This window comes from Providencia sp. wls1914, assembly GCF_009706645.1.
Taxonomy (GTDB): Bacteria; Pseudomonadota; Gammaproteobacteria; order Enterobacterales; family Enterobacteriaceae; genus Providencia; species Providencia zhijiangensis.
Genome location: NZ_WLUN01000015.1, coordinates 50,925 through 71,426 on the forward strand (window position 1 = coordinate 50,925; position 20,502 = coordinate 71,426).

Sequence of the window (20,502 nt, forward strand, 5' to 3'; positions counted from 1 at the left end):
TCCAATATGAAGCGCACAATAGCAAACCCAAATTGAGAATGAAACGGCTATAAATATTTAGTGAGGTTATTTTTGGATTAGAAACCTTTAAAGAACAAAAAAACTACATTTTGTGCGATTTTTAAACGCCACTTAATGAAAAATGAAAAAAAAACACGAAAAAACTTGCATCAGATCTCATCCCGAGTATAGTGCCCGCTATCGGACGCGGGGTGGAGCAGCATGGTAGCTCGTCGGGCTCATAACCCGAAGGTCGTTGGTTCAAATCCAGCCCCCGCAACCAATTTCTTGATTTAGTCAAACTTGATTCAGTCAAAGTAAATTCAGCAGTAAAATCAAAGTAGTATCCCAAAGTAGTGAAATATTCAGGCGCGGGATGGAGCAGCATGGTAGCTCGTCGGGCTCATAACCCGAAGGTCGTTGGTTCAAATCCAGCTCCCGCAACCAATTCCTGATATATTTAACCTCTTCAGTCGCGGGGTGGAGCAGCTTGGTAGCTCGTCGGGCTCATAACCCGAAGGTCGTTGGTTCAAATCCAGCCCCCGCAACCAATTCTTTTTTCTTTTCTTATATACCCTTTACTTCATTTTCCTTAGCCATATCAAAACCAAAACTGATTCTTAATCACTTAGTTTCTTGTTTTCAGCCAATAAAAAAGGCGACTCACATTGCTGTTTGCCACCTTCTTCGATATGTAAAATCTCGCGATTAATTACGGATAGCTAGCTCACCACCATTACGGAAATAAGCTTTGATTCCTTCAAAAATCGACTCAGCCATCTGCTGTTGAAACTTAGCGGTTTTGAGTTTGCGCTCTTCCTCTAAGTTACTGATAAAGGCCGTTTCCACTAAAATGGATGGAATTTCTGGGGCTTTTAATACCGCGAAGCCAGCTTGATCCACTTTGTTTTTATGTAGCCGGTTAACGCGGCCCATGCGTTTTAAAACTTCATCCCCAAACTTCAAGCTGTCATTGATCGTAGCTGTTTGCACCAGATCTAACATGGTGTGGTCGAGATACGCATCGCCGCTTTTACTCACACCACCAATTAAGTCAGCTTCGTTCTGAGTTTGAGCAAGGTAACGCGCCGTGTTACTGGTTGCCCCTTTCGTGGACAATGCGAAAACCGATGAACCATTCGCTGAACGGTTGGTAAATGCATCCGCATGAATAGAAACAAACAAATCGGCCTGCATCTTTCTCGCTTTCGCCACGCGAACTTTTAATGGAATAAAGACATCCTCATTACGCGTCATATAGGCCCGCATTTTCGGATCTTTATCAATCAGCGTTTTCAAGCGACGAGCGATTTGTAAAACCACATCTTTTTCACGGGTCTTATACTTACCAATCGCACCGGGGTCTTCCCCACCGTGACCTGGGTCAATCATAATGACAATCGGCCTATCGGTACCCGCTTTCCCCGGTTTTTTCGCCTGTACCGGCATACTCTCTTCTAAATCACCTTTGTTGTAATCTTCAAGGAGTGCCAATAATGGGTCGTCGTTGGTTTCAACACCTTTACCTGGATAGAAATCCATGACTAAACGGTGTTTAAATTCAGCAACTGGCGGTAGAGTAAAGAACCGAGGAGATACTTTGTTTTTAACTTCGAAAACCAAACGTACCGTTTTAGGATCAAACTGCCCAACTCTCACTAATTTTAAGTAAGGGTCTCGAGACTGAATTTGGCTACCCATATTCTTAAGAACGTTATTTAATTGAACGCCCTCTAAATCAACAACAATACGCTCAGGATTGTTTAAAACAAACTGGCGATACTTTAAAGGAATGCTGGATTCTAGAGTAATACGGGTATAACTCGAGGCTGGCCAAATACGAACGGCAACAACGCTACTACTGGCAGCAAAACCGAATGGGCTGACACTTAATAGCATAACTGCCGCCGCACCTTGCAATAGGCGACGTTTTGATGGGCTGTGATCTTGATGACTCATCAATAATTCCGAATCTATATCCTGAAAAGTTTAATAATATCTAAGACAAGAGATAATATATTAGCGACTAATTCGCACTCTATCTAGTTCTTCATCCTTTGTCATTACCAATCTATTCTATTTATATCCCAGCACGCATCTATTCAATGCAATATAAACGCCACACTTGCGTAATTTAAATAGTTAATGATGCTCAATTGTCGAATAACATTTATTGGCAATTATCTGATATGCAGATTGTATTGTTGTGATTATATCCATTTATATTTAGAGATATGTAAACCTTAAAAATAAATTTGTTACTTTTATTGTCCTAACTTTTACTTGATATTTCCCGCCAAAAGGAATAAAAATACAGTTATTGCGAATAAAAATTCAGTTAAGAGGGTGATTATGAAAGAGCGCAGCACCGAGTTGGTTGATGAATTTCGCCATTCGGTACCTTATATAAATGCCCACCGTGGCAAGACATTTATCATCATGCTTGGCGGTGAAGCAATTGCGCATGAAAATTTTCCTAGTATTGTCAACGATATAGGCCTACTGCATAGCCTTGGTATTCGTATTGTCGTTGTTTATGGCGCTCGACCTCAAATTGAAGAGATCCTCGCTGAACATAATTATGATGCCATTTATCATAAACATACCCGCGTTACTGATGCGAATACCCTTGAATACGTTAAGCAGGCTTCTGGAGCATTACAGCTCGACATTACCGCTCGTTTATCGATGAGTTTAGGCAATACGCCATTACAAGGGGCACACATTAACGTCGTGAGTGGTAATTTTGTGATTGCGCAGCCTTTAGGTGTCGATGATGGGATTGATTATTGCCATAGCGGCCGCATTCGTCGCATCAACGAAGATGCTATCAACGCTCAACTCGATAATGGATCTATCGTGTTAATTGGTCCTGTGGCAGTCTCTGTCACAGGTGAAAGCTTTAATCTTACCTCGGAAGAGATTGCAACTCAGCTTGCCGTTAAAATTAAAGCCGAAAAACTGATTGGTTTCTGTTCATCTCAAGGGGTAGTCGATAAAGACGGTAATATTCTGTCTGAACTCTTCCCGAATGAGGCGGAAACACGGATCCAAGAATTAGAGTCTGAAGGAGATTATTATTCTGGAACAGTTCGCTTCTTGCGTGGCGCGGCTTCCGCCTGCCGCCGAGGCGTACGCCGTAGCCACTTACTTAGCTATCAAGAAAATGGCTCGCTGATCCAAGAACTCTTCTCTCGTGATGGTATCGGTACACAGATAGTCATGGAAAGCTCAGAAAAGACTCGCCGTGCGAATATCAATGATATCGGTGGGATTTTAGAGCTGATCAGACCCCTTGAGCAGCAAGGTATTCTAGTTAGACGCTCACGGGAACAACTCGAAATGGAGATCGATAAGTTCACAATCATTGAACGTGATAATTTGGTGATCGCCTGCGCAGCACTTTACCCCTATCCTGAAGAGAAACTAGGCGAAATGGCTTGCGTGGCTGTTCATCCTGATTACCGTAGCTCATCACGCGGTGAAGAATTACTACAGCGGGTTATGGCACAAGCTAAACAACTTGAACTGGATAAACTGTTTGTCTTAACCACAAGGAGCATTCATTGGTTCCAAGAACGTGGTTTTATTCCAGCAGAAATTGAGATGCTTCCTGTCAAAAAGCAGGCACTTTATAACTATCAGCGTAAATCGAAAATTTTAATGCTGGATATTAAAAGCCAAGCCGCTTGAAATCGCCCAGAAAGTTGGCAAACAAATTAGTTCGCCATACTCTCTAACTAACGTTCATAAACCCAGATATTCAAGTAATACTCTGGGTTTTTCTTTGATACGACCTAATCTTAAGTTAAGCCATTTGTACTACTCGGCACTTCTCGCACAGTGGGTTTTGCTCTAACAGTGGACGTAAAATCGCTTCCATTTCAGCAAAAGAGGTACCGTAAAAATAGAATGCGGTTTCTGTTGGGCCATCCCAAACACCGTGGATCCCACCGATATCTTCAACCGCTTCATCAAGCTGATCAAAAAGATCGTTAATATCATTATTTTCATAGACTTCATCAGCTAAATCTGTGCCATTGAAATAAATCGCCAACCCTTCATCCGCTCCAAAATCGATTTGAACGTCTTCACCATGAATAGTTAAGCGGGAACCTTTAGGGGCTAACATCGCCGAAAACATTTGAATAATCAGGCTGATATTCTCATCACTTGCATCACTTAGTGCCAATTCAATATCACACTCAGCAACTTCGCCATTTTCAGCTAATTGGGTACCACCACCACTAACTTGGATTTGCCCTTCTTTACCTAATTTTTCCATGGCTTGATCAAATGCATCTTCCAAATCTGCACGGCGAGCAGGATCAATTTTGGCATTCAATGTTACTGTCACGGCGGTCATTTGTTGCTGGTTTTCCATATTGGTACCTTAAATGTCTAGGAATTAATTTAACTGCTCAAACCGTAGTGTTCAAACTGTAGCGCTAAGCCACTACGGCGTTTAGTCGGTGTTTCTATCGCACGGCGTAACACTTTTTTGCTGCCATACAATGAAAGTTCATTTTTAGCTCGTGTCATCGCGGTATAGACGAGCTCTCGAGTGATTACGGGCGAATATACATAAGGTAGAACCAAGGCGGTATGAGCAAACTCTGAACCTTGAGATTTATGAACCGTCATCACGTAAGCCGTTTCATGTGTTGGCAGTCGATTGGGTTGGATCCCACGAATGGAGCCATCAGGAAACTGGAAATAAGCTCTCATTTGCCGCTCTTCATCTAACAAGATAATACCAATATCGCCATTAAAGAGGCCTAGTGCGCTATCATTACGGCTGATCATGACCGGCCTTCCAACATAATGCTTATGCTGCAAGTTATACGGTTTTGTAATTAACCCTTGGCGATGGAGTAATTTTTCAAGTTTGTCATTTAAACCAGAAACCCCGTAAGCCCCTTCCCTCAATGCGGCAAGTAGACGGTATTGATTAAATTTATGTAGGACATCGGCAGGATTTTCTCTTGCTTTAACGGCTAGTAGATAGTGCTGATAGAACCCTACAGCATCTAATAACATGTTAGCGTAGCTTTCACTAATTTCAGCTTCAGCATCGTTTTCGTTATCTGGCATAGCGTTAGGAATATAGTTATGAATATCCGTGAAACCCTGCGTAAGAATATCATCCACCCTTTTCACATTTCCGGCATTGACAGCGAAAGCCAGCTGGCCAATTCCTGAATCCGCAGAAAAACGATAACTGTGTCTTAATAGACATAAACTATCACGGATAGCAGGCCCTTTATTTGAAGTAAATTCACTTAATGAGCATCCTGCCAATCGCTCCAGCTGAGCGGCTCGCTCAGGGCTATAGCCTTTATTCGCGAAACGGCAGATATCCCCTAAAACCGCCCCCGCTTCAACAGAAGCGAGCTGATCTTTATCACCTAAAAATATCAATTTAGCTGAATCAGGCAGTGCTTCAATGAGCTTACCCATCATGGGTAAATCCACCATGGAAGCTTCGTCAACAATCAAGATATCAAGTGCTAGCGGATTATCACGGTGATAACGAAACTGCTGGCTTTCAGGCTGAGCCCCTAATAATCGGTGCAATGTTTTGGCTTGAGAGGGGAGTGATTCACGCTCATCGTCATTTAGCGGCAGCTGTTTCATCGCATACCCTAATGACTCGGTTAAACGAGCGGCAGCTTTACCTGTTGGGGCGGCTAATTCAATACGCAAACGATGTTGCTGTTGATGGCCTAACTTAATCAGCGCCGCTAAAATTTTCGCGACCGTCGTCGTTTTCCCCGTTCCAGGTCCCCCTGAAATAACCGAGACTCGGCTAGTTAACGCAATAGCAGCGGCAATTTTTTGCCAATCTATCTGCGTTGATTCAGGGAAAAGCTCCGTTAAAATCGGCTGAATTTTCGAATCATTAACAATATTATTATTCCTAACATCGGCTAATTCAGTTTCTGAAAAGAAGTGAGCTACGCACTGCTCGTATTGCCACATACGCTGGAAATAAAGGAAATCACCTGATAGCAGCAATGGAGCAACAGACCCTCCCTCAACTTCACACACGGATTCACTGGATAATAATGCAGCTCTGATAGCGGCTTGATTTGGTTCTCCAATCATTTGCCATAATTGCGCCGTAAACTCAGGATGTCTTCCCATAAATAGCACGTCAGGGAGAATATCCTCCAACGATAAGCAAACATGTCCAGACATAGTTTCTGCACTAAGCAGCGCTGCTACTACCAATAAAATCGGGTTATCTTCATTCGCAACGTTATAGGCGAATTGCACATCAAGAGGCGTGAATATACGCGCTTCAATAGCTTGATTAAATAACGCTTTCATCATTGTGGCTCCTTAGATTGAGCATCATGAAATAGCGCATCAAACTCACTGATAAATTCAATTGTTGGTCGATAAAAGAAGATGCCATTTTGAGAATCTATGCGTTCAGTTCCCCGTAAAAAGAGATAATAAACGCCGCCAAAATGAGTTTCATAATCGTAATTTGGCATCCTCTGTTGTAAAAAACGGTGTAATGCCAGCGAATAAATCTGATATTGCAGATCATATCGATGGTCAATCATCGCTTCAGCCATTGCCTCTTGAGTGTAATAAGAGGCATCTTCACCTAAATAGTTGGACTTATAATCCAACAAATAAAACTTCCCTTTCCAGCAAAAAGTTAAGTCGATAAAACCTTTTAAAATACCTTGTACTTGCTCAAAGCTCAGAGGGGGGCAATGTTTTGATAGAGGGTCATACTTGTGAGTAACACGATCAACCTCCTTTGCATTGAGCAAGCTATCAATCGGTAAATAAAACTGCATTTCATCCAGCCTATCTTGAGCTGGAATAGCCGACAAACAGAGCCCATCATCAGCTAACGGTATATTAAGAATGGCATTCAACCAGCCTTGTAACATAGAAACCCATTGAGTATCAAAGCCTGCTACTTGTAATTTTTCTTCTAGCCATTCGGATGAAATGTCACCTGAAAAATCAATTTCTTCCATCAAACTATGTAAAAATGTGCCTGGCGCAGCACCTTTAGGGAATTGGTGCGGAGTCAGTGTATTTTCTTGTGTTTCTTGCACCTCAACATCATGACTGACTTCAATATCCATCTTAGGAGCTAATGAGTTAGCAAATTGCTCAGCAGATAAGGTTTGCTCTTCTTCTCCATGGGAGGTGCTATAACTCAGACCGGAATAGCTTGTTACACGCCAGCTATCATCAAAGTGCCGAGAAACCGCTCTTGCTGATAATTCATCACTGGCCTCTTTAGCTAAATCCAGTTTTACCATTTCAGGGAGATCTATCGGTTGCACATCAATCACATCATTACTGAGCGCGTCGAGCATACTGCTAAGTAAAACACTGTCACCTTCTTGGCCTTTTTGCAGCAAATACCCCAGCGCGGATAGGTGCAAATCCGTATTACCTGCTTTTTTACGATTGCCCTTGATAAGCGGAGCCACTCCGACACTACAGTGATAAATAGCGCGAGTGAGTGCCACGTAAAGTAAGCGTAAATCCTCAGCTAAACGTTCTTCATCCGCTAGTTCGACATACTCTTGTGAGTCATCAAGGTCGAGCTTCGTAACGTAATCATCACGGTCATGAAACAGGCCTTTTGATTGAGGCAAAAAGTTACTCGCAAACGGCAACCAGACAATTTTATATTCCAGCCCTTTAGACTTATGTATGGTGCTGATTTGCACCAAATGTCTATCACTTTCAAGGCGCATCTGTTGTGCATCTGATTGATGGTCTGGGTGAGCAATCTGCTGCGCTAACCAACGAGTTAGTGTGTGCTCACCTTCAAGTTGGAGAGACATCTCTTGCAGTAATTCACCGATATGCATGAGATCCATCAAACGGCGTTCACCTTCAGAACCCGACAGCAAGGTTTCAGCGATATGTCGCTTGGACATAATCCCACGTAACATCGGTAAAACACCGCGTTTACGCCAAATTACAGCATAGTGAGCAAACTCATCAACTAAGTTTTCCCACGCTTTTTCATCGTAATTTAGGTTATCAATATCTTCCGCCGTTAAGCCTAATAACCCCGTCGCTAAGGCGCTTCGCAACACCCGTTCTTTTTCTGGTGTTAATACTGCCAATAATAGCCAGAGAACCTCTTTAGCTTCTTGGGTCGCAAACACGCTTTCTCGATTTGATTGGAATACCGATGGGATATTCAGTTGATTTAGCGCATCACGGATCAATATCGCCTCACGACGACTGCGCACTAATACGGTGATATCCGAAGCTTCTACAGGCGTTTGCTGCTGCTTATTTTCAAAGTAAGTGGTCCCTTTCAAACCACCAGCAAGATATCGTCCTATTTGTGCTGCACATTGCTGCGCAAGGGCTTGTTCATATTCAGAAACGGAAACAGCTTCAGCTTGCTGCTGCCAGAAAGTGAGCGCTTTCACTTCTTTTCCGTCATGGATCAGTTTTTTGTGGCGATTATGAGCCGCAAAATTAACGCTTTGAAATGGGATTTGCTCAAAAATAAATGGGTTTTCAGCATGGTGAAAAACCTGATTAACCGCCTCAACCATACTCTGTGATGAGCGATAGTTTGTCTCTAACGTATAGTGAGCACTAACTTGCTTTTTCGCCGCAATATACGTGAAGATATCTGCACCACGGAATGCATAAATGGCTTGTTTCGGGTCTCCGATAAACAGCAATGCAGTGTCTTCAGTTTCCCTATAAATACGCTGAAAAATACGATATTGCTGCGGGTCAGTATCTTGAAACTCATCAATCATCGCTACAGGGAAGCGCTTAGCAATCGCTTCGGCAAGTAATGCCCCACCGTCTTGATGCAGCGCTCTATCCAGTCGAGTTAGCAAATCATCAAACCCTAATTCACCGCGCGTTTGCTTTTCATTAGCGATAGTTTGGCGTACTTCACTAATCGCCTGCGGGATAATTAAATCTTTAATCGTCAGCGCCTGGGCAAGCAATTCATCCACTAATCTGAAAACAGAATGGGAAGGCCCCGAACCGCTTTTGGATTTTTCATCTAATCGAGATTGAGCAAAACGCTCTAAAATATCTCTTGGTAATTGATAATCATCGGTGCTTTTCTTCGCCCACTCGATTATTTTTTCTAACCAAGTTGGTAAATAACGCGCGCTGTAGCTACGTTTGTCTACATCAGACTCCGAGATTAGCTTTTCAAAATCAGCGACATTCTCGGCCCATACGTCTTTTACATTTTGAATTAAACCAACCAAACGTTGATGGCGCTCTTCAAGGGTTTCGAGTAATTCCGGCTGATTGATAATGGCGGGAATATCCCCTTGTAAGAATGGCTTAATGTCATTCAATAGTGCTTCAGGTCCATTCCACTCGGCATGAACCACTTTAGTCATAGAATAATCCAGAGGATAAAAATGACGACGCCAAAAATCCGCACAGGCTTGTTTCTGGATAGGAAATTCATCTTGGATCATGGTTTGCTCAAACAAAATGCCTGATTCAAACGCATTGTGCGCTAACATTCGTTGGCAAAAACCATGAATGGTGTAAATAGCCGCTTCATCCATTTGACGCTCAGCAGCTAATAGCCAATTCGCCGCAAAAGCGCGTTGTTCTTCACTCGGTAATTCTGTTAACAGTGTGAGATATTCTGGTTCCGATTCAAATCCCAAGCCATTTCGTAAACACGCCAAGCGCATCTTATGAATACGCTCACGAATACGCCCACGTAATTCATTGGTCGCAGCCTCAGTAAAGGTCACAACTAGAATTTCTTCAACACTTAAAGGTCTAGGGAATGCATTTTCATCCCCTAAACCTAATAATAGGCGCAGATAGAGGATCCCTATCGTATAGGTTTTGCCTGTACCAGCCGATGCTTCAATTAACCGCTGTCCACGTAATGGAAGTGTATAAGCATCTAACAATTGGGAACTCATCTGCACCTTATTCACTCAACATTTTCCTTGATAGGTAACATCTTCTGAAGATCTGAAGCTTGTGGGTACAACACCCAGTTTTTCAGTTTTGCATACCCTGATTTTTCATCAACACCCTGACCAATCACTTGAGATGCCATTGCTAAACCTTGGTGTTTTAAAACCGCATTTTCATAATACGCAATCACTTCAGCTTGAGTGGCAGTCTCTAGTCTCGCTAACACTTTATCTCGAGAGTCAAAACTGAAAATATTACGAGAAAAATCGGAACCATAGCGCCCCACTTCTTCATAGAATGTTTGTGGCGGCTGTTTCATTTCCGTAATAATGGATTGTTTATATTGCTCAAACTCAGCAGAAGGCAATTTTTTCAGCTTATCCAGAGTGACTTTATAGAAATCTTGATAGCGAGTATTGAGATAATCTGGTGTTTTAGCATTACTTTGCAGCAAGAAGCCAATACCCCACTGATCACCAAGCCCCACCTTGAAAGCAAATACGGCATAACCTAATTGCTCATTGGTTCGTAATTGGTCGTAAAACCATGGCTGAACAATTTTAGATAAAATACCAGACAGAACCGCACCATCGATACGGTCATAACCATCAGGAATAAATAACTCAGCCAATGCGTTATCACTGCTATTACCTTGCTTATGGAAATCTGCCAGATAGGTTTTATTCACCACAACGATGTCACCACTCCACCAATTTTTACCCTTGCTCTTTAACAGCTTACTGACGTCTTGGATAGTTTGAACACTTTGCTGCTGAGTAATATTACCCACAACTAATGCTTGTAAGGCGGCACCTTCAACGACGGAATTACGGTAGTCAGTTATATCCTTCAAAGTGATAGTGTCTAAAGCGGCTAACCGTTGCTCCTGTTCAAAATAAGGAACACTGTTAAGGCGCTGCAATGGCTGCATGGCTAGCTCGTATGCTTTCGCATTGTTTGCCACTTCGATTTGTTCTTTGTACCAAGATTTAGCCTGAACCAGCTCTCTTTCTGTTGGCTCAAAACTTAAATATTCCTTGGTCATGGATAAAAACAGCTCCGATAAATGCTGAGTATAACCGCTCGCATTTAATTGTAACCCAACCCCTTGAGAGACGGAGACGGACATCCCTGCCACGGAAGCTTGATACTGTAATTCATCCATTTTTAACGATGAAATATATTGCAATAAAGAACCAGTGACTTGTGATTTTGCTGTTTTGTCTTGATCGTTATAGCGCAGGTCTAACGTAATACTTGCCTTCGGCTCATCAGCAAAATACTGACTTGGCATATACAGCACACGTGTATTCCCTTCCTGATAAACCATTTCAGGATGTTTATACGCTTTATCCGTTTTAATCAGGGATAAGTTATCGGGAATATAAGGGTTTAATTTTGGTAATTTAAAAGTCATTTTTGACTCTAAACCAGCCCATTCCATGAACTGTTTTTCACTGATTTTATCGACTTGGTAAGGCGCATCGACAAAGTAAGCTTTTTTATTACTCGGTTCGTTCGGGCTAATAAACCAAATACGTGCATTTTTCGCTGTCAGTTCAGAAAGTCTCTGTTTTATCGCTGCAGGATTATATTTATCTGCAACATAATCAGAATCTAGAACGTGATTAACAGGCATAGTGATCATTTGGTCAGAAAGCCATTCGATATAGTTCATGTCTCTAACAATGGAACCATAACGAAATGATAGATTGAGCACTTTGGCTATTTCATCAAAATAATCTTGGTTAACGCCTTGTTTTTTAATCAAATCAATATAAGCAAAAATAGCTGCGATAACTTGATCACGCTCTGCTAACCCTTTGTCCGTTAACGTGACATAGATAGAAAATGAGCCATAGTTACGATCAGCATTTGGTGACGCAGATGCGCTGATACCTTCTGCTAATCCTTGAGAAATAAGCCAATCAGATAACGTTCCCGGACTACGATTTCCAATTAAGTAGCCGATGTATTCATCACTCTTGCTACGAAAATCGACCATATTGTTTTTGATGCTAAATTCGATTTGCAATGCTTTTTGTGGCTGAGAGGGAACATAGTGGATCACAATCCCCTTTTCTTTATCCGTCACTGCGGGGATCGTAACCGCTGGTACTGACGCATTAAAATTAGGAATACGTCCAAAGGTTTCATTGGCAATTTTCGCTAATTGTTCAATAGATTGGTCACCATACAATACGCCATTCATTAAGTTTGCAGAGTAATAACGTTTATAGAAACTCACTAACTCATCTTGGAGCTTGCTATTGGGTTTGTCCTTCAACGTTTCCAGATTTCCACCTGCAAAGCGAGAGTTTGGATGGGCAGGGTTTAGCGTTTCAGAACGAATTTGCCAAATACGCATACCATCACGAGCACGAGCCATGGTGAGTTCAGCGTTGACAGCATTACGTTCTTTGTCTGCATTCACGGGGTCAAGTAACGGCTCAGCGAGCGCATCCGCTAGTCTATCAGTAGCAGCCTCAAGAGCTCCATTTTCAACTTCAAAATAGTAGGCGGTGCGATGTGGTGCCGTACTGGCGTTATGGCTTCCGCCGTGTTTTTGTAAAAACTCAGAGAAGCTACTTGGCTCAGGGTATTTTTTAGAACCCATTAACACCATGTGCTCTAAGTAATGAGCAAGCCCTAACTGGCTATTCGGGTTTTCAATACTCCCTACGGGTAATGCAACTGCCGCTAACGACTTAGTTGCTTTAGGGTCTGAAACCAGTAAAACAGTCATATCGTTATTAAGTTTGATTGCTTTATATTCTCGAGGATCACTGACGCTTTTATTGATAGTCTCTGGCAAAACTTGCCAAAGTGGCTGCGCAGCAATGGCACTACCGACAAACAGTAGTGATAACAAGAATAAATGAGCGATATGTTTCGATAATCGTAACATTCTTAGATGCTCTCCCTTATTTTAAGTACTCTGCCATCGGCAGTAAGAAGCGCCGAGTATTACTCAGCAGCGATTCAATCAATGAACTATTTATGCTTCTGCAAGCTCTCAATACATAATCATCTTCCATTTCACCCACTTTCATTTGGCTTCCTTGTAGGCTTTGCAGTAGCGCCGATAACGCCTTTTGCTGCACATCTTCCGACGTAAAGTCATATTCCTTTGTTTTTTTATCAAAACACGCCGAAATCCAATTCCAACCACTCTGGTTTAGCAGAATTAGTGGCGTATTCATTCCTTCACAATACCCTTCAATAAGCGTATTCAAGTGTACTTTTGCATACTCTGAGGATATGGCAGAAAAATGCCAAACACTGTTTTCTCGCCCTAATGCGATGCTTTCACCTTCACGAACAAACGCATTAAAAAACAAATGTTCTATCCATAAATGCACGCCATCATTGGCAGTAAGATAAGCGGGTCGATAACGCAATATTCCTGACTCGTGAACATTTCGCAATAAGCCTGTAATTTTGATCTCATGTATTTCACACTCAATCGGATAATCGACACGTCGATCGCCGTACTCTTTCACTTTTTCAGCTAATGGAGCAATATCATTCAATTGCTTCTCCCAAAATAGCTGGCCAAATTGTTTGGCGGGTAATTGCCCCGAGGCTTTTAATGCATGATAAAGGGGATTTGGATCTTCATCTTTGACTAATAAATCTAATACTTGGTCATTGATTTTATAGCGTTGCAATCCCCCCAATACAAATGGCTCTTCCTCTGGAAGTTCAGTCTCTTCAATTGAAAAATGCACTTTTAAGCGTTGTTGAAAAAAGCCACGTATAGGGTGTCGATAAAAACGTAAAATCTGTTCTAACGATAACTCTGTAATAGGTTCTCGTTGTTCTAATACTGACGTAAACGACTTAGCCGCTTGCTCTGCGCTTTTTGCGGCTGGCAGCCACTCTTGTGCGAAGCTTTGATAAAGCGTGTTAGGGATAAAGTTTTCTTTCGCAAATGGCACTCGATTATGCTCAGTGACTAAATACTGTTTTAGCCGCAGTGAACTTTCATCGATATTCAATGATTGATCGTCCTGTAAGCAGAAACTCTGACAGATATACTCCAATAATTCAGTGACTAGCACCGATGGATTGCACTCTTGGTTATCTCGAATTGAACGTCCAATGTAGCTAATATAGAGTCGCTTCGTCGCTGAATTTAATGCTTCTAAGAATAGATATCGGTCATCATCACGGCGCTTTCTATCCCCTCGCTGGACTTTTTCTGCCATTAAATCAAACCCGAGGGGCGGTACATTACGTGGATATGCACCATCGTTCATACCCAGTAAACAAACTACTTTAAACGGTACAGAACGCATTGGCATTAGCGTGCAGAAATTCACTGCGCCAGCAAGAAAACGCTGGCTGATTTTTTCGTCGTCAAAGCAAACCGATAGCTCGTCACGAATTAAACGTAATGGGATGGCTTCTTGGTAATTGGCAGTCAGGGCATTTTCAATAATTTTATGCCATTGTGTCGTGAGTAAGGTTAAGACGATTTCAGTTTCACTATCGACTTTGAAGCAGCTATCAATTAATTGCTGGCAGATCTCCTTCCACTCATCGAGTGTACGTTCTTGCTCTAAGCGTGTTCGCCATTCTCTAAGTGTATCGATGAGTAATGCTAATTTGCCTGCCAATTGAGCTGCGAGCCCACTGCATTCATCATACGGAAGCACGCCATTCCAAGGGCCATTACGGCTATCCATCGCATAGCCAAGTAACATTCGGCTTAAACCAAACTGCCACGTATTTTGCCCAATAACGGGTAAAGATAGTGATCGTACGTTATCGTCATCAAGCCCCCAACGAATACCGGATTCATTGACCCAGCGCCTTAATAAACTCAGTTCACTTTCATCAATATCAAAACGCGCGGCAAACGCTGAAACTTCTAATAACGCTAGTACTTGCTCCGTTGAAAAGCGGCTTTGAGGCAAATCCAATAACATAATAAAAGCTTGTAAGATTGGATGGGCTTGTAGTGCCTTTCTATCTGAAATAGAGAATGGAATATAGTGTGATGAGCTAGTGTTACCGAACACAGCTTGAATATAAGGCGCATAACTGTCGATGTCAGCGACCATGACAATCACATCACGGGGGGTTAATGTAGGATCTTCTTCAAATAGAGCCAATAAGCGATCCTGCAAAACTTCAACTTCACGCTGAGCACTATGACATGAATGAAATGTCACAGATTGATCGCTTGGATGGAGTGAGCGCTTCAGTGAGCTACTTTCATACTCATCTAATGTCACGCCTAGCTGTGCGTGATTTTCAAGATCGAGAATATCTTGCTGTAAATTTTCGAGAAGGTTATTTCGCCCATTATCAACAAAGGCAGAGACTTCATTGGCGGCTTCAATTTGAGAAATAAAATATAAGTTATCCCGACCAAGCTTGCCCCACGATGCTAACAGTGGGTTTGCTAAATTTTGTTCACCTTCAGCATTAAATAAGTTGATAGCGTGCTCATCAATTTTAAAACGGGAAATTTCGTGCTTATCCAAATAGTGGCGCAATTTTCGTTGCTGTAATCGCGCTAAAAAGGCACTGCTTTGAATGTCTCCCCAGTAATAGCGACATGGATTGGTAAACATTAAATGGATATCTGAGTGTTCGGCAATTGCATTAAGCGCTTGTAAATACACAGGCGGTAACGAGGAAATACCACAAATAAATAGGCGCGATGGTAAATTTTTAGCTAACTCTGGCGATACTTTAAGCTTATCGATAAAACTCTGATATAGGTTTGCTCGATGCCAAGGCGATTGACCCAGCTGCTCTGTATATTCCACCAAACATAGCCATAATCTTTTTTGCCACAATTGATTTTCACTGAGCCCATCAATCAACTCATTACGTTGCCACAGAGCAATCCACTCCGGTCGGTAAACCAAATATTGGTCAAATAAATCGGCAATTCGCCCTGATAATTGGTGCAATTTACGCTTGTCTGAATCGTCTTGCAGATAGTGACGTAGAGGCTCAAACTCAGCTTCATTAATGACATTGGGTAAAATTGTCATTAACTTCCATGTCATCGCTTGTTTAGTGTAAGCGCTCTCTTTAGGAATATCTGGAAGTACTCGACGGAACATATCCCAGATAAACGTAGCAGGTAATGGGTAGTTAATATTGGCGGCTATTCCAAAGCGTTTAGCAAGCTCTATCTGTAGCCATTGAGACATACCGGGGCTTTGTACTAATACAATTTCTTGCTCAAAAGGATGAGATAGCGGGTCATTCTCCATTAAGTGTGCAATTAGCTCTTTGAGTAGATCTAATTGGTTAGAATGATAAACCTGAAACATGACTCTCTCCTTTTGCACACATCCAGCGACTTATCGAATACAGTTTCCCGCCCACTAACAAGGACACCTTAGATTCACTACAGTTCCCAAGGATTGTAGAATGCACGATTTTTATCTGTTCTCTCTGGGGCTGATACCCTATTTCCAATGGAACTTTATCATTAGAAGAGCGTTTGCCTTCTAAAGTACCATGTAGAGACCGAACTGCCTGTGAACCTTGGTATATTTGATTAAAATTCAAAGCGATATATTGGCTGTAGTTTAGCAGAGCTATCAGCAAGATAGCAAAAACAACCACCGCAATCATCGACTCTACCAGCGCAAATCCTTGCTGTGAATTCTTCATTGGCAAAATCCTTTAATCGCCACAGGACAATAATCAATCCAGCCATTTTCTCGCGCTTGTAAGCGCCCTTCATTCCATATCGGCACAACCCATCGATATACCGTTAGCGATTGGTTTTTCGATAATTCACCTTTACCCGATAAAATGAATTGGTTATTTTTATAATGCTTAAGGCAACTCACCCACCCGTGATTTGTTTCTCGTTGACATACCCAAGGGCTCGCTTTTTCTGCCTTTAATTTCCAATGTTGAGCGAGCCCCCATGACAATGCTGATTCTGCCAAATTGAATGATTGATAGTATTTTTCTTCGCGGCTTAATTCATGGCTAGCCCGCGCTTGGTAATAATTTAGTGCTTTCAGCAAGATAAGCCCGACACTCATTAGCACCATCACCATGACTAAGGCAATATTGCCTCGCTGCGCATTTGTTTCCCTCATGGCACATTCCTTAACATCACGGAGGAATGATAATCAAACGTTCTATTTGGCAATAAAATGCTTTCAACTGTCATCGACATGTCTAAAACTTTTGTTGCAGGCCGCCAATCAAAGGTCAGTTTATTAACTTTCACCATGTTCGGGTCAAACAACGAGTGCCAACGGGTACCATCGCAATTTGTCACATTACGGTTAGATTCCAGCTTATTGTCATGTAGCCTGAATCCAAAGAAATCGGACTGTAATGAATGACTTGGCCCTATAACCCATCCCCCAGATAAATCTTGGTCATAGGCAAAAATAATGCAGGAGTTAGCCTGACGACTTAGGAACTTAGAGCTGATGGTAATTGCCTTTCCTTCACAATGAGGTTTGGAAGGTGACTGGCTGCAATGACCAATTCGACGAAAATCTTTTTCCATATTAATCAACACCTGCCTGACCTCTCTATCCAATTGATATTGAAAAAAAGCCTGAAATAGTTGCTTAAATAACACGGGGATCGTATTCATCGCTGCAATGCAGACTAGACAACCAATTAGCATCGCAATCAGTGTTTCTAGCAAAGAGAAACCTTTTTCTACTTTATGCTTTTTAGTGTGACTCAACATTTGGGCACGCCTGCTAATATTTGAGGGCTGCAACTGCGAACCCGACCCGCAGATGAAATAATCACGGATATTTGGTCACTTTCATTGTTGAGCTCAATTCGAAAAGGGCTACTTGTCCCTTGCCTACCGTAAAAGTGAATCGATTGTCTAGACGCATGCTTGAGCTCAATACGCTCAAATTTTTCCCCCTTAAATTGGCTAATTTGTTGCGCTGTATCTGCATCCGTAACCACTAAATGCCACTCTTTTGATGCGAAACTTACTGTCATAATACGGTGCTGATTTAAATAAATGCCTTCCATTAGATTACTGTAGATAAATTCGGCAGTTTGCCTAGCAGCATCAATAAGTTGTAGCCGTTTCACTTGCTGTTGCCATTGATAAAACGCAGGCAGAGCAACAATTGAGCACAGAAACAGAACAACCAGTATTTCAATTAAAGTGAATCCCTGCTCATCAATGTTGTACTTTAGCCACTTTATTTTTCCATGTACCAAATTTGTCTGTTCTGGCATTTCTTTATCTCTCTCAACCGTTATCTACGGGGAGCTTGGATGAAAACTTCTCAGCCCAACAGTCTTCATTTACCATTCTTCGTAGCGCTTCCCAGCAAAATGTCACTTTTGCATTTTCCTTGAATGCTTTTGGAAACGGCTTCGCAAAATTAATCGTAAAGATAAAAAAGTGTTCCCCAAAAATAAGGGAGACAGGTCAGAATAGCTTTCGGGGATAAGGCGAAAATGGGAAATAGCGGAAGTAATAAGGGTGAAAGAGAGTAAGAATTAACAGGGATGTAAAGGTATGGAGCAACTTAGAAAATCGAGTGAGCTGTAAAGATAATACAAAATAAAGGCATAAACCGTATTATTTACAAGGTCTATGCGTATCTATGCCTTTATATCAATCCACCCTCATTAGACCGTAAATGGATATTTTATTGCTTCGTGGCACTGATAATCGTCTAAGGTGAAATCATCAGTTGTTACCCACGTTTCAAGATCTTCCAATGATTTAATTGCAGGGTTAATCGTTAAGCTTGGAGATGGGTATGGTTCACGTTTTAATTGAACATCACGCATTAAAGGCAGTTGATTTTCATAAATATGTGCATTCACAATTTTATGATAAGCCTTACCTGCTTTATGACCCGTAATACGCGCCATTAAAGCCAGTAAAACAAAGCATTGGACCTGATTGAAGTTGAGACCAAGAGGCACATCGCAGCTACGTTGATAAGAGGTTAAATGCAGCGTATCGCCAAGTAGTGAAAACGTATGGGTGTGCATACAAGGACGTAAGCAGCCCATTTCGAACTCTCCAGGGTTATAGAAAGTCACAATTTCGGCGCGGTCATCAATGCCGTTTTTCAGGTTATTAACCACTTTCTTTAATTGGTCAAGATGAGAGCCATCAGGACGCTGCCATGATCGGCCTTGGACGCCATAAACGCGCCCCATATCATCTTCACCTTTACGATGCGGGTTATCTAACCATGCTTGGTTTTCATTAGCATTGGCATTCCAAGTGTTACAACCAATTTCACGGAACTGCGCTGCATTATCATAGCCACGTAAGTACCCTAATAACTCGGCAATAGCGGCTTTATAAAAGCTTTTGCGCGTTGTAATTAAAGGAAATTGATTGTTGCCCACATCATATTCGAGATCGGCATTAATCACGGTTAAACAGCGGACACCAGTGCGCTTATTTTCAACCCATTGACCTTCATCGATAATACGTTGGCATAACTCAAGATACGGCTTCATAGTGGCTCTCTTACTCCGAAATACAGGCGGTTTGTGCTATCGAATATCCCTCAATAACACAAACCGAAAATGACTTAATTTACTGCTTATTAACGTGATTTACTGTCTGCGTTATTTGCTGTCTACGTTATTTACTGCCTACGTGACTAGCTATATACGCTACTTGCTATCTGCGCTATTTTTTATCAACGCTACTTACTATCAACGCTTTTAGCAGGCTTATGGGCAGGGATATTTTTACCGTATTTGTAAGCCCAGATAATCATCAATACACCGATAATAATCATCGGAATCGAGAGGATTTGCCCCATACTGATGCCACCGAATAAACCTAACTGCGCATCTGGCTGTCTGAAGAATTCAACGATAATACGGAATGCCCCATAACCGATAAGGAACAGACCCGATACGCTACCCATTGGACGAGGTTTACGTACAAATAAATTCAATATCAGGAATAAAACGATACCTTCTAAAACCATTTCATACAGCTGGGATGGGTGTCTTGGCAATACACCGTACTGCTCGAGAATAGGCAACAGAGACGGATCTTGTGCCGCAAGTTGGATATCTTCACTTCTTGAGTGAGGAAATAAAAATGCCCATGGTGTATCTAGGGTAACGCGCCCCCATAATTCGCCATTAATAAAGTTACCGATACGCCCCATTCCAAGACCAAAAGGAATCAAAGGTGCAACAAAATCAGAAACTTGTAAGAAACGGCGTTTCGTGCGATAGGCGAACCACATCATGGCACAGATAACCCCAATCAAACCGCCATGGAAGGACATCCCGCCATCCCATACCTTGAACAGATACAGAGGGTCATCTAAGAAAACAGGCAAGTTATAGAAGAAAACATAGCCAAGTCGTCCACCCACAAATACACCGACAAAGCCAATGTACAACAAGTTCTCGACTTCATTTTTTGTCCAACCGCTGTTTGGCTTAGAGGCGCGACGCCCTGCTAGCCATAGCGCAAAAACGAATCCGACAAGGTACATAAAACCATACCAGTGCAAAGAGACTGGGCCAATCGAGAACATTACGGGATCAATTTCCGGAAATGCTAAGTAGCTGTTACTCATCGTTCCCCACTTTAAAATAATTGAG

General features: G+C 42.0%; 7 protein-coding genes, 3 tRNA genes and 6 pseudogenes. 4 read left to right on the forward strand and 12 right to left on the reverse strand.

The window, feature by feature from the left end:
• The first annotated feature begins 206 nt into the window (after positions 1 to 206).
• From GKR74_RS09310 to GKR74_RS09320, 3 genes are all read left to right on the forward strand, one after another.
• A tRNA-Met gene (locus tag GKR74_RS09310) sits at positions 207 to 283 on the forward strand.
• A gap of 87 nt (positions 284 to 370) precedes the next feature.
• Positions 371 to 447 (forward strand) — tRNA-Met (locus GKR74_RS09315).
• A gap of 27 nt (positions 448 to 474) precedes the next feature.
• Positions 475 to 551: transfer RNA gene (locus GKR74_RS09320), tRNA-Met, on the forward strand.
• A gap of 157 nt (positions 552 to 708) precedes the next feature.
• Here GKR74_RS09320 and amiC read toward each other — a convergent pair.
• Positions 709 to 1,959, reverse strand: a complete 1,251-nt coding sequence (gene amiC / locus GKR74_RS09325) for an N-acetylmuramoyl-L-alanine amidase AmiC (protein WP_036956325.1) — start codon at positions 1,957 to 1,959, stop codon at positions 709 to 711.
• 393 nt (positions 1,960 to 2,352) lie between these two features.
• On the opposite strand from amiC, the pseudogene argA reads away from it, so the two are divergent.
• Positions 2,353 to 3,723, forward strand: a pseudogene (gene argA / locus GKR74_RS09330) (amino-acid N-acetyltransferase).
• Between the two features lie 85 nt (positions 3,724 to 3,808).
• Here the strand turns inward: argA and GKR74_RS09335 are convergent.
• The 11 genes and pseudogenes from GKR74_RS09335 to lgt all read right to left on the reverse strand — a co-directional run bounded on the left by GKR74_RS09335 (position 3,809) and on the right by lgt (position 20,477).
• A complete protein-coding gene (locus tag GKR74_RS09335; RefSeq protein ID WP_154603361.1) occupies positions 3,809 to 4,384 on the reverse strand; it encodes a hypothetical protein in 576 nt (191 codons plus the stop codon).
• A 29-nt stretch (positions 4,385 to 4,413) separates the two neighbouring features.
• Complete coding sequence (gene recD / locus GKR74_RS09340) at positions 4,414 to 6,333, reverse strand: exodeoxyribonuclease V subunit alpha (protein WP_154603533.1); 1,920 nt, start codon at positions 6,331 to 6,333, stop codon at positions 4,414 to 4,416.
• A gap of 2 nt (positions 6,334 to 6,335) precedes the next feature.
• Positions 6,336 to 9,944: pseudogene (recB, locus tag GKR74_RS09345) on the reverse strand (exodeoxyribonuclease V subunit beta); the annotation flags it as partial.
• Positions 9,911 to 12,835 (reverse strand): annotated as a pseudogene (gene ptrA / locus GKR74_RS09350) (pitrilysin). The pseudogenes recB and ptrA, both read right to left, overlap by 34 nt.
• A gap of 16 nt (positions 12,836 to 12,851) precedes the next feature.
• Positions 12,852 to 16,226: an exodeoxyribonuclease V subunit gamma gene (gene recC / locus GKR74_RS09355; protein WP_154603364.1), complete on the reverse strand. Its 3,375-nt coding sequence runs from the start codon at positions 16,224 to 16,226 to the stop codon at positions 12,852 to 12,854.
• A complete protein-coding gene (locus GKR74_RS09360) occupies positions 16,204 to 16,572 on the reverse strand; it encodes a type II secretion system protein (RefSeq protein WP_154603365.1) in 369 nt (122 codons plus the stop codon). The genes recC and GKR74_RS09360 overlap by 23 nt, the downstream gene beginning before the upstream one ends.
• Positions 16,539 to 17,012: pseudogene (locus tag GKR74_RS09365) on the reverse strand (DUF2509 family protein). Before GKR74_RS09365 ends, GKR74_RS09360 begins: the two are co-directional and overlap by 34 nt.
• Positions 16,973 to 17,623: pseudogene (locus GKR74_RS09370) on the reverse strand (prepilin peptidase-dependent protein). Before GKR74_RS09370 ends, GKR74_RS09365 begins: the two co-directional pseudogenes overlap by 40 nt.
• Positions 17,593 to 18,138 (reverse strand): annotated as a pseudogene (locus GKR74_RS09375) (prepilin-type N-terminal cleavage/methylation domain-containing protein). Before GKR74_RS09375 ends, GKR74_RS09370 begins: the two co-directional pseudogenes overlap by 31 nt.
• A 399-nt stretch (positions 18,139 to 18,537) precedes the next feature.
• On the reverse strand, positions 18,538 to 19,389 hold the full coding sequence (locus GKR74_RS09380) for a thymidylate synthase (protein WP_154603369.1): 852 nt from the start codon (positions 19,387 to 19,389) through the stop codon (positions 18,538 to 18,540).
• A gap of 191 nt (positions 19,390 to 19,580) precedes the next feature.
• On the reverse strand, positions 19,581 to 20,477 hold the full coding sequence (gene lgt, locus GKR74_RS09385) for a prolipoprotein diacylglyceryl transferase (RefSeq protein ID WP_154603370.1): 897 nt from the start codon (positions 20,475 to 20,477) through the stop codon (positions 19,581 to 19,583).
• Positions 20,478 to 20,502: the final 25 nt, after the last annotated feature.

What these genes read in the sequence shown, in the direction of transcription:
- amiC (WP_036956325.1), bottom strand. Translation starts at nt 1,959, where the DNA reads ATGAGTCATCAAGATCACAGCCCATCAAAACGTCGCCTATTGCAAGGT.
- GKR74_RS09335 (WP_154603361.1), bottom strand. Translation starts at nt 4,384, where the DNA reads ATGGAAAACCAGCAACAAATGACCGCCGTGACAGTAACATTGAATGCC.
- recD (WP_154603533.1), bottom strand. Translation starts at nt 6,333, where the DNA reads ATGAAAGCGTTATTTAATCAAGCTATTGAAGCGCGTATATTCACGCCT.
- recC (WP_154603364.1), bottom strand. Translation starts at nt 16,226, where the DNA reads ATGTTTCAGGTTTATCATTCTAACCAATTAGATCTACTCAAAGAGCTA.
- GKR74_RS09360 (WP_154603365.1), bottom strand. Translation starts at nt 16,572, where the DNA reads ATGAAGAATTCACAGCAAGGATTTGCGCTGGTAGAGTCGATGATTGCG.
- GKR74_RS09380 (WP_154603369.1), bottom strand. Translation starts at nt 19,389, where the DNA reads ATGAAGCCGTATCTTGAGTTATGCCAACGTATTATCGATGAAGGTCAA.
- lgt (WP_154603370.1), bottom strand. Translation starts at nt 20,477, where the DNA reads ATGAGTAACAGCTACTTAGCATTTCCGGAAATTGATCCCGTAATGTTC.